The following is a 10723-nucleotide window of genomic DNA, read 5'->3' as shown; positions in this document are numbered from 1 at the left end:
GGAAGTATTTCCCACAGAAATAACCAGCTTTTAAACAGTAATTTACCTGAGCTATACGCCCCAATTTCACGAATAGGAACAGACGCCCGCGCTGCGGTGGAAAGCGGTACGGGCTAGACCCCGAGGCTGGCGGGTGCCGGGCGCTGTGCCCGCGGCTCGTAGCGCACCCAGTTGGGTTGGTAGTTCACCCCGCCGAATAAGTAGAGCATCAACATGCGCGAGTAGCGCACCGAGAGCGGGGTAAACAGCATGGCCATCAGGCCCACAACTACCACATACACCCAGATGGCGGGGTCGCCGGCCAGGAAGTACAGCGCGACAGCGGTGACAGCAAAAATGGCCACCGAGAACGCGTAGCTCACGAACATGGCCCCGTAGTAGAAGCCGGGCTCGGGTTCGGTGGGCTGTCCGCATACGGGGCAGACTTCGGGCATGTCGGCAAACTTAAAGCTGAGCGCCCGCGAAGTAAAGATTTTACCTTCATGGCAACGGGGGCAGCGCAGGGCCAACAGGGCGGAGGTATTCGATGCGATAGGGGCCATGATTTTCAAGAGCTTGTGGAACGATACAAAATTATGGCTCCCTCCAGGGCAGGCTCCAGCCCATATACGGGCACCTACCGGACAAATCAACGGACTTCACAAATCAACGCGTCGGCTGGTGTTGCCGGAACGCTTCCGGCGTCTGGCCTACGTACTTTTTGAAGTAGCGTGTGAAGTACGAGGGGTCTTCAAAGCCCAGGGCGTCGGCTACTTGGCTCACCGTATCGGCCGAATGCACCAGCCGCCGCTGCGCTTCGGTGATGACCCGTTCGTGAATCAGGTCGCTGGCCGTCTGGTTGACCACCCGCCGACACAGGGCGTTGAGGTGGTTGGCCGTCATGGCCAGCCGGTCAGCGTAGAAGCGCACAGTTTTCTCGGTGCGGAAGTGCGCGTCGAGTAGCTGACTGAAGGCGCGCACTTGCTGCAAGCCGTGCGACGTGGCGTGCCGGTCCGGCTCCTGGACGTAAGAGCGCCCGGCCAGTTCCAGCAGCAGGTACACATAGGCCCCCACCACCTCGTCGTGATTGGCGGCGGGCGTGGTGTTTTCTTCGAACACGCGGGCAAAAAGCCCGCGCAGGGTGCTTTCCGCAGGCGGCAGGTACAGAACCGGGGCCTGCGCTGGGTCAAAAAATGGGTAGCTGGCTAAGCGGTCGGCTGGGTACTGGCGCTGGTAGAAGGCAGCACTGAAAAAAAGTATGTAGCCCTGCGCATCGGGCGACAACACCCAGCTGTGAGCTTGGCCCGGCACCAGGAAGTAAAGCCCGCCCGGCCGTAGCTCGTAGGTAACCAAGTCAATGGTGTGAGTGCCCTGCCCTTGCGTAACGTAGAGCAGCAGGTAGAAGCTGTGGGCGTGGGGCAGGCTCACGGCCGGAAAGCGGGCTCGGTGGTCTTCCAGCCGCTCGATGTAGTAGTCGGGACCGGGCCGATGGGGGGCGGAAAAGTGCTCGAGGGTCAGCACGGGTAGGCTCGGTGTTTTCATAAGCAGGCCCCGCCCAGAGGGAACCGGGGGCGGTTGCCCGAACCTACGAAAATTCCGCAGGGTGGTAGGGGGCCGCAAAGTGTCTTGCTACGTCGCCGCTAACCCTACCCGCTATTCGTGGGCCGAAGCGCTGAACTCCCGGAAGGCCAGCGGTGTCTGGCGCACGTACTTTTTAAAGTAGCGGCAGAAATACGACGCATCGTCAAAGCCCAGCGCCGCGGCAATGGCGGCTACGGAGTCATTCGTGCGAGCCAGCAACTGCTGCGCTTCGGCCACGATGCGGGCGTGCAGCACATCGCTGGCCGTCTGGTGCAACAGCCGGCGGCAGAGTGCATTGAGGTGGTTGGGGCTCAACGCCAGCTGCTCAGCGTAGGCGCTGACCGTTTTCAGCGTCCGAAACTGCTGGTCCACCAGTTGGGCAAAGGCTCGCACTTGCCGGTATCGCTCGTCCGACGGCAGGGGCTGCGCCAGGGAGCGATTGCTAACGGAAGTCAGCTCAGACAGGGAAAACGGGGCTGACTCCATGCGGGGTGGCGTCCGCCCAAAAAAGGCAAGAGTGGAGGGCATGGAAACATCATTGGATAAGCACCCACAAAATTACCCACCCAGTAATTCGTCCCCATAGGACAGATGCAGGCACCTCCGGCACATTTACGGACAGGAAAACAGTGAATGGTTCAAAAACTGGTCTACCAATGCTCGTTCATGAAATGCCCCGCAGAGAGGAGCTTCGGAGACAACCATAATTAAAGCCCTGCCCCACTAAAGTACCACGCCAGGCGCAGCGGTCAGGCGGGCCAAAACCTGCACATATTTCAAGAGTGGGGATATAACCAATATTATGTTAAGGGACAAAAGGGAGAAAAGGGACCGGTGACCCCGCCACCCCTTTTCTCCCTTTTGTTCAATAAAGCGAACCCCGTCGGCGGCGGTCGCCAAAATAAATCTTTCGACTTTGACGAAAAAAACGAGGAAAGTTGCAGATAATTCAAGCCGTTCAGGCTCAATGCACTACGTCGCCCCTATTTACTCACGTCACCCAATCTGTCCAGGGAGCAGCCTGATGGGCCGCTCACTACCTGATATATAGGGAAAAGACGAGTAAGTAAATGAATTTCAAAGTTTTAACCCAAGTCCTGAGTAACAATCAGAAAGAAACCATCGCTGGCGTATTCGCGCTAGCCGCCGCCATCATCGCCGCCGTTATCGCTGGTGTGTTCCTGCTACTATCCGTGGCCATGACCAAGGAAACGCCCGCCCCCGTTGTAAAGCATTACAACTACGCCCCCACCTACATTACCCTAAACGTAGTGGCGGCTACCCCTGCCCCCCAAATTGCCCCGGCGCGTAAGGCGCCTCAGCCCCACAAGCTGCCCCGTAAGCAGCACCGGAAGCCCGTTGCCAAGCCGCAGCCGCAGCCGAGCTGCCCGTGCGCGGACTCGACCAAAAAGAGCGCCTAAAACCTGGCGGGAGGGCTTCGCAGTCCTCCCGCGAAGGCGTATTTTGCGGCGTGCAATACCTCGACTTTGAAGCCCGCTGGCGCAAATCCGGCGGCGCGGAGCGGGCCAACTACGGCCTGTTTCTGCAAGATTTTTGCGACCTACTAGGCGTACCCCGCCCCGACCCCACCACCGACAACCCCGCCCAGGACGCCTACGTGTTAGAACGGGCCGTGACGTTCGACGACGGCGGCGGTAAGCAGACCACCGGCCGGATAGACCTCTACAAGCGGGGCTGTTTCGTGCTCGAAACTAAGCAGGGCACCAACAGCCCCGACGAGCAGGCCGCCGCCGAGAAGGCGCAGCTGGGCTTGCCGCCCGAGAAGCGCCGCAAGGGCCACGCCGTGCGCGGCACTGCCAAATGGGAGCAGATGATGAAAGCCGCCTATGAGCAGGCCCTTCGCTATGTGCGGGCGCTGCCAGCGAGCGAGCCCCGGCCCCCGTTTATCGTGGTAGTGGACGTGGGCCACTGCTTCGATGTGTACAGCAATTTTGCCGGGGTAGGCGACAATTACGTGCCCTTTCCCGATTCGGGGCATTACCGTTTCTTCCTGCCGGCGCTGGCCAAGCCCGAGCTACGGGCGCAGCTGCACCAACTCTTTACCGACCCGCAGCAGCTCGACCCCAGCCGCCGCGCCGCCCGCGTCACGCGCCAACTCGCCGGCTACTTAGCTGGGCTGAGCACCCAATTGGAAAAAGCTGGCCACCCGTCCGATGTGGTGGCGCAGTTCCTAATGCGCTGCCTGTTTACCATGTTTGCCGAGGACGTGGAGCTGATTCCGGCCGATTCATTCAAGGGGCTGCTAGGCTCTTACTCGGAAACGGAGGAATTGAGGGGCTACCTGCCGGATGCGTTGGAGGGCTTGTGGGCTGTGATGGATAAAGGGGGATTTTCGCCGGAGCTGCGCAAGAAACTGCGGCGCTTTAATGGGCAATTATTCCACGAGGCCAAAGCGTTACCCCTGAACGCTGACCAAATTAAGTTGCTAGAGCAGGCCGCCGCCGCCAACTGGACGGAAGTTGAGCCGGCCATCTTTGGCACCCTGCTAGAGCGGGCGCTTGACCCAACCGAGCGCCACAGCCTCGGCGCGCACTACACGCCCCGCCGCTACGTCGAGCGCCTGGTGCTGCCCACGGTGATTGAGCCGCTGCGGCGCGAGTGGGCCGCTGCGCAGGCGGCTAGCGCCACCAAGTTAGAGGAAGGCAAGGGCAAGAAGGCCGTGGAAGCTGCCCGCGAGGAACTGCTAAAATTCTTGCGCCGGCTTACGTCAGTGAAGGTGCTGGACCCCGCTTGTGGCTCTGGTAACTTTCTGTACGTGACCCTAGAACACCTGAAACGTTTAGAAGGCGAGGTGCTGACGACGCTGGCGCAGCTGGGCGGTTCCGGCCGCCTGGAGCTGGGCGACGGGACGACGGTAAGCCCCCGGCAGCTGCTGGGCATGGAGCTGAACCCCCGCGCCGCTGCTATTGCCGACGTGGTATTGCGCATTGGGTACTTGCAGTGGCACTTGCGCACCCACGGCCTCACGCAACTAGCGGAGCCACTACTTGACAACTATCAGAATATCAAGCAGCAGGACGCCATATTGGGCCACAACGCCGATTATAGCAAGACGTGGCCGGCCGAGTGGCCAGCGGCTGATTTTATTGTGGGTAATCCGCCTTTTGTGGGCGATAAAGCCATGCGCCGGGCGCTGGGCGACGACTACGTGACCAGCTTGCGCAAAACCTACGCGGGCCAGGTGCCCGAGTCGGCCGACCTGGTGATGTACTGGTGGCAGCGGGCCGCCCAACTGGCTGCCAGTGGAAAGGTGGAACGCTTCGGGTTTATTACTACTAACTCTATCACTCAGACGTTTAACCGTCGGGTAGTGCAGGAGTTTCTAGCTGATGCCGCGCAGCCGGTTTCGCTCGTCTATGCCATTTCGGACCATCCGTGGGTTGATGCAACCGACGGGGCCGCCGTGCGCGTGGCGTTCACCGTGGCCGAGCGTGGGGTACTGCCTGGCTCGTTGTTCCAGGTGGTGCAGGAAACGGCGGCCGACGATGACGCGCACGACGTGCTGCTGATGGAAACCGTTGGAACCATCAATTCTGACCTGACCGTGGGGGCCGACGTGGCCAACGCGGTAGCCCTACAGGCAGCGGCTGGCTTGTCGAACGTCGGAATGGGATTGTATGGGGCTGGTTTTCAGGTAACCCCGGCCGAGGCAGTGGCGCTAGGGCTAGGTAAGCTGCCAGGGCTAGAGCAGCATATTCGCCCCTACCTCAACGGCCGCGACATGATGCAGAAATCCCGTGGGCTAATGGTAATTGACTTGTTTGGGCTGACTCCTGACGATGTGCTCGACCGCTACCCGGCTATCTACCAGCGAGTTCTTGAACTGGTAAAGCCGGCCCGCGACGCAACCCAGGACAAGAGTACCCGCGAAAAGTGGTGGCTATTCGGCCGCCCTCGTTCGGAACTGCGCCCCGCCCTGGCTGGGTTGTCCCGAATCATAGTAACTACCCAAACGGCTAAGCATCGGGTATTTATGTTTCTGGATGGAAAAACGATACCCGACAATAAGCTATTTGTAGTTGCCTCAGATGCAGCTTACCATTTAGGCGTATTGTCGAGTAAACAGCACGTGATATGGGCAATGGCAACGGGCGGTTGGTTAGGTGTTGGGAATGATTCTGTTTACAACGGTACTCGCTGCTTTGACCCCTTCCCCTTTCCCATTGCTACTGAGGCCCAGCAGGCTAAGATTAGTAAGCTAGCTGAGCAGCTGGACGCCCACCGCAAGCGCCAGCAGGCCCAGCACCCCGGCCTTACGCTCACCGACCTTTACAACGTGGTCGAAAAGCTGCGCGCTGGCCAGGTGCTCAATGCAAAGGAGCAGATTACCCACGAGCAGGGGCTAGCGGCCATTGTGCTCAACCTCCACCACCAGCTCGATGCCGCCGTGGCCGACGCCTACGGCTGGCCGGCCACGCTCAGCGACGCGGAGGTGCTCACGCGCCTGATGCAGCTCAACCAGCAGCGGCTAGCCGAAGAAGCGGCTGGCACCGTGCGCCACCTACGCCCCGAGTACCAGGCCCCCGGCCAGCAGGCCGCCTTGGCGTTGCCGGCGACCGCCACCACTGCCACAGTGGCCGCCGCCGCCACGGCCCAGCCGTGGCCAGGTGAGCTGGCCCAGCAAATGCTAGCCGTGCGCGCCATCATCCAGCAGGCAGCCGGCGAGGCCCTGAGCAGCGACCAGGTAGCTGCCCGATTCCGGCGCACCAAAGCCGATAAGGTGAAGCCCTTGCTCGATATGCTGGCTGTATTGTCACAGGTGCGCTACCTAGAGCCCCAGGGTACCTACGCGGCCTAGTATCGAAGAAGCCAGTAGTAAACGCAGGAGCCCCGCAAAGTCATTTGCGGGGCTCCTGTCTGTTTGGGCCGGGGGTAGCTCAGCTACTTAACGCCCAGGCGTTCCGCCGTGTAGGCTCCCACGTTCGACACCTTCCCGTCGTTCACTTGCAACTTAATCTGGTAGAGGTGCTTGGTGATTTCCGAAGGGCTCAGCGTGCGCAGGGCCGCAATAGCCTGGTCTTTGCGCAGGCTGAAATCATTGACTAAGCGACCGAAAAGAGCTGTTTCCTGCTCGTTGTAGTCGATTTCGGTCGTTTTTGGGGTGTATACAACCGTAAATTCCAACTCCACGACCTTCCGGCCCCGCTTGATTTCGCGGTAGGTGAAGGCCAGGTCGGTAGCCGTGTTGATTTCCTCAGCTGGCTTTAATACGTTGCGCTTAACGTCGGCATAGAGTGGGTACTTGTCTTTGCCAGTGTCTTTGTCCGTTAGTCCAAGTTGTATCTTAAGCTTATCTAGTGAGATGCGAAACACCTTATTAGGTAAGTGCTTGTACATGGAAAAGATTTCGTAAAACCGCTTGGCATAGATGCTATTCAGGGTGATGGCCAAGTCGAGTTGGAAAGTAGTAAAGTGGGTTTTCAGGTACCCATAGAAGGGTCTGATTTTCGGGTCTATCGAGATTTCCAGGGTGCCGGTACCCTTGATGTACTGTACCGAGGAAAAGAAGTGGGTTTGCAGCAAGTCGCCGTTTGGTAGGTCAGCCTCTAGAACGCGGCCCAATAATTTCTTGGTGATGGCGCGCAGACGGTCATACTTGATTTCCTCCCCCGTTCGCTCACGTAGCTCCACAGTCGAAACGTAATAGAGCTGACTTGGTGAGTCAGTCGGCTGCATCTCACGCATTGCCAGATAAAGGATGTTCTTTTCTAGTTTGGTTAGCTCGTAACGTGCCGAAGTAAGGACGTTGGATTGCCACAGTGTGACAGCCTTATCAGTAGATTTTTCAGGTTCCAATTTGTCAGCAGAAAAATGGTGCTGCCACGAATGTATGAGTGTTTTTTATGAGTACCATTTTACAACTCATATTTGTAGGACAAAAACTCATAGTTGATTTGCTGACATTAGGACAAAAACTCATAGTTGACGGACATTTTCTTATAGTTAGAAGGGATAAGCTCAACCGCACTAGGACAAAAACTCATAGTTGACGGACAAAAACTCATAATAGATGGGATAACTCATTGACTGTCAAGGGCAATTTTTTCTAAATATGGAAGTGTTTGGTTTTAAGATCTAAAAAAAAATTTCACAAGATTTGGAAACGCGCGAGGGAAAGGCAAAAAAAGGGCTTTTAGAGCCTGTTCTGACCCGTTCCAACTATGCGGAAATGTCCGTCGAGCGACGCAAAAACAGCCAAAAAAAGAAACGCCACCAAAACCAAGCTTCGCACACTAGGGCGCGGCGCGTCAGATTTATAAACATTTAGTAATCAATAGTTTATTTGCTAAATAGTTTAGTTTATGTACTGCTTTGGGCGGGCATGTACTTTTATCTCACTTTTGCCCTTCCAGCGTATTTAGCAGGCCAGATAAGCACGACACCCGGCACATAGCCACAGTGTTGGTAGGGTCGTATATTTGCTCAGTCAGGTAGCCCTTGGGTTTCAGACAAACGGCGGCCAGCACCGAAGTACTGACCGCCGCTATCCTAAGGATGCCCGAGCCAGTGGCTAACCACTGCTCGAACTGCTCCCCCTAGTGCTGCCTTAAGCAGTTCCAGGGGGATGCGAAACCAACTAGCCTGGCCAGCTGGTTTCACTTTTGCACGTTTACCCATTTTCGTTCGGGAGTAAGGGTGCTCAATCCACCCACTTCCTGAAGCCCTGGTTGTGTCAGCAGCCGGGGCTTCATCTTTTCAGACGATGCGTTGGCGGGGTGACTACCGTGCAAGTGTAACGAAGATAGAAGTTGCTTGGTAGTACCCTAGTTTTTTGGTAGTTTTAAACTACTGATTAATTATGTGCTGTCTATGGGAAGGCCACGCAAAGAGTTGACCGGGGATGCTGCCGAACGGAAGCAGATGCACTTTTTACTAGAGGGTGCAGACTGTGTAGAGTGGCGTAAGATGTTGCGTGAGTTAGGGGGAGTAGAAGCGGAACATGCTCGTAATGCCCTGCGCGCTTATATGGTCAGTAAGCGGCCGGATGGTCTTTCTAAGTAACCAGCTAGCTTGCCCAGGTGCTCCCAAAGTAGTACCTTAGTAGCCCGTCAGAGTCTCGTTCAACGTGTTTCGCAAGATGTGTTTTGTGAATCGCGCTTCGCGCAATCCCCAAAACCCGTTCGCCCGTTGGGCTCACTACACTTGCCCCTTCGGGGACCTTTCAATGGAAGCACTTACCCCTGCCGATTCCACTCCCCACCGCCCCCGCAAGGGAGGCCGGAAGGCTGGCCCGCTGGCCGAGAAGCAGCGCCACGTCGTCAGCGTGCGGCTCACTGATAAGGAGCACGAGCGCCTGAACCGCGAGGCTGAGCGGCATCACTTGAGCCAGGGCGAGGTGCTACGCTCGGTCTGGTTGAAGCAGGACACGGCCACGAAGCTGGTGGCCCCGCCGACCCCCGAAGAGGCCCGACTATTGGTGCAGCTCGCCGGCATGGCCGCGAACCTGAACCAGCTCACCAAGCTGGCCCACTTGCAGCAAGACCAGCGCACCGGAGCTACAACGGTGCTCGGGCAGATGCACCACCTTCTGAAACGCCTAGCGCCGGATGCGTCATGATTGGCAAGGTGAAGGTGAACCAGTCGTTCGGGGCCATGTGTCAGTATGTGCTCCAAGAAAAGACCCCCGATAAAGGGGCCGAGGTGCTGGCTGCGCACGGGGTACGCACCGACAGCGCGGCCCATATGGCGGCCGATTTTGACATGGTGCGGGCCATGCGCCCAGGGCTGGGTAAGGCGGTGCTGCACGTCGCGTTGGCCTTTCCGGTCGAGGAAAAAGAGAAGGTGACCAACGAGGTAATGGGCCGCATTGCCCACGACTACCTAAAGGGGATGAAAATCGACCCCGAGAATACGCAGTGGGCCGTAGTGCGGCACCAGGACAAGACCCACCCGCATATGCACCTAGTGGTAAACCGGGTGGACTTAGACGGGCAAACAGTTAGTGACCAGTTCGTACGCTCGCGCAGCGTAGACGTGTGTAAGAGCATCGAGCAGCAATACGGCCTGATAGTGGCCGACCAGGTGGGCCGCAAGCAGGCCCTAGAAATCGGCCCGACCCCGGCCCAGGCGAAGGCCACCACCCCCAAAGAGGAACAGTCGGCCGAGTGGAGCCGCGCCCGGCAGGACATTGGCCGTGCCCTAGGCTACACAGCTGGCCAGGCCCGCAGCTTTGACGAGCTGCGCGAGGCGCTGCGCCCGCGAGGCATTGAGCTGGAGCTGACGCGGCGCAAGGACGGGAGCCCGGCCGGGGTGGTGTTTGAGCAGGACGGGCACCGGGTGAAGGGCAGCCAGGTGGGCCGCGAGTACAGCGCCGGCAACCTCGAAACGGGCTTTGCCAAGGCCCGCGAGCTAGGCCAGGACCCGGCCCAGGCGTGGCAGCAGGTGGGCCAGGACTACGCGCTGGCCAAGTTGGCCGAATCCTACGCCCATGCCAAGCAGGAGCAGGCCCGCCAGCAGCCGAAACAAGACAAATCGCAAGGCATGGAGAGGTGATACTAACCGCCCTATTTTACTTACTAGACTATGCAAGAGCTACTTGACGACATTAAGGCCCTGCGTCGGGGCATCGAGGCCCTAAATACCCGCAGCTTGGAGCAGGGCAAGCCCATTAGCCGCGCCGAGGTAGACGAGGTGTTGGCCATCGTAAAGCAGGGTACCACGTTTTCGGTTGATTATAAGGGAGTAGCAGCGAATATCCAACCGCATTTGGCGACCCCTGACACCATCGCGGCGGCGGTGACGAAGGGCAGCCAGCAACTCGCCCAGGTCATTGACCAGATTCCGCGCAGTGTGCCCTTAAAGGATAAGGTATGGGGCTTTACCAGCATACCCGTCGCGCTGTCCATGATGGGGATAGTTCTGGTTTTCTTCACGTTCAGTGCCTACTCGTGGAAGGAGAAAGGCGCCGCCGAGGCAAAAGCGGAGTTGCTTGAGCAGCAGCAAGCCGAGCGAAAAGCCACCTATGATTGGTTGAGTAAGGGCTACGTGGACCTAAAGGATGATAATCCGAAAGCCGCTAGGAAGTATTTCCCACAGAAATAACCAGCTTTTAAACAGTAATTTACCTGAGCTATACGCCCCAATTTCACGAATAGGAACAGACGCCCGCGCTGCGGTGGAAAGCGGTACGGGCTAGACCCCG

9 protein-coding genes are annotated in these 10723 nt (G+C 58.1%); 5 read left to right on the top strand and 4 right to left on the bottom strand.

From position 1 onward, the window contains the following. Nucleotides 1–113: 113 nt before the first annotated feature. From MON38_RS22550 to MON38_RS22540, 3 genes are all read right to left on the bottom strand, one after another. A complete protein-coding gene (locus tag MON38_RS22550) occupies nt 114–542 on the bottom strand; it encodes a DUF983 domain-containing protein (protein WP_241938426.1) in 429 nt (142 codons plus the stop codon). Between the two features lie 103 nt (nt 543–645). After that, entirely contained in the window at nt 646–1521 is an 876-nt protein-coding gene (locus MON38_RS22545; protein ID WP_241938425.1) for a helix-turn-helix transcriptional regulator, read from the bottom strand. 111 nt (nt 1522–1632) lie between these two features. Next, the gene (locus MON38_RS22540; RefSeq protein ID WP_241938424.1) at nt 1633–1953 is read right to left on the bottom strand and encodes a helix-turn-helix transcriptional regulator; all 321 of its coding nucleotides are present in this window, start codon (nt 1951–1953) and stop codon (nt 1633–1635) included. 677 nt (nt 1954–2630) lie between these two features. On the opposite strand from MON38_RS22540, the gene MON38_RS22535 reads away from it, so the two are divergent. After that, entirely contained in the window at nt 2631–2981 is a 351-nt protein-coding gene (locus MON38_RS22535) for a hypothetical protein (protein WP_241938423.1), read from the top strand. Nucleotides 2982–3031: 50 nt separating this feature from the next. Then, nucleotides 3032–6379: a class I SAM-dependent DNA methyltransferase gene (locus tag MON38_RS22530; RefSeq protein WP_241938422.1), complete on the top strand. Its 3348-nt coding sequence runs from the start codon at nt 3032–3034 to the stop codon at nt 6377–6379. A gap of 83 nt (nt 6380–6462) precedes the next feature. Here MON38_RS22530 and MON38_RS22525 read toward each other — a convergent pair whose 3' ends face one another. Continuing rightward, a complete protein-coding gene (locus tag MON38_RS22525; RefSeq protein ID WP_241938421.1) occupies nt 6463–7377 on the bottom strand; it encodes a replication initiation protein in 915 nt (304 codons plus the stop codon). A gap of 1369 nt (nt 7378–8746) precedes the next feature. On the opposite strand from MON38_RS22525, the gene MON38_RS22520 reads away from it, so the two are divergent. From MON38_RS22520 to MON38_RS22510, 3 genes are read left to right on the top strand one after another with little or no spacing between them, the layout of a single operon-like run. Then, nucleotides 8747–9139 (top strand): plasmid mobilization protein, encoded by a 393-nt coding sequence (locus MON38_RS22520; protein WP_241938420.1) that lies wholly within the window; start codon nt 8747–8749, stop codon nt 9137–9139. Beyond that, nucleotides 9136–10074, top strand: coding sequence for a relaxase/mobilization nuclease domain-containing protein (locus tag MON38_RS22515; protein ID WP_241938419.1), 939 nt, complete (start codon nt 9136–9138; stop codon nt 10072–10074). Before MON38_RS22520 ends, MON38_RS22515 begins: the two co-directional genes overlap by 4 nt. A gap of 30 nt (nt 10075–10104) precedes the next feature. Further along, a complete protein-coding gene (locus tag MON38_RS22510) occupies nt 10105–10623 on the top strand; it encodes a hypothetical protein (RefSeq protein WP_241938418.1) in 519 nt (172 codons plus the stop codon). The last annotated feature ends 100 nt before the right edge of the window (nt 10624–10723 follow it).

Origin of the sequence: Hymenobacter cyanobacteriorum, from assembly GCF_022631375.1 — a bacterium.
GTDB lineage: Bacteria > Bacteroidota > Bacteroidia > Cytophagales > Hymenobacteraceae > Hymenobacter > Hymenobacter cyanobacteriorum.
The sequence above is the reverse complement of the archived record's forward strand: the minus strand, read 5'-3'. Positions and strand labels throughout refer to the sequence as shown.

Coding starts and splice junctions, on each gene's coding strand:
- MON38_RS22550 (WP_241938426.1), bottom strand. CDS start 542: ATGGCCCCTATCGCATCGAATACCTCCGCCCTGTTGGCCCTGCGCTGC.
- MON38_RS22545 (WP_241938425.1), bottom strand. CDS start 1,521: ATGAAAACACCGAGCCTACCCGTGCTGACCCTCGAGCACTTTTCCGCC.
- MON38_RS22535 (WP_241938423.1), top strand. CDS start 2,631: ATGAATTTCAAAGTTTTAACCCAAGTCCTGAGTAACAATCAGAAAGAA.
- MON38_RS22520 (WP_241938420.1), top strand. CDS start 8,747: ATGGAAGCACTTACCCCTGCCGATTCCACTCCCCACCGCCCCCGCAAG.
- MON38_RS22515 (WP_241938419.1), top strand. CDS start 9,136: ATGATTGGCAAGGTGAAGGTGAACCAGTCGTTCGGGGCCATGTGTCAG.
- MON38_RS22510 (WP_241938418.1), top strand. CDS start 10,105: ATGCAAGAGCTACTTGACGACATTAAGGCCCTGCGTCGGGGCATCGAG.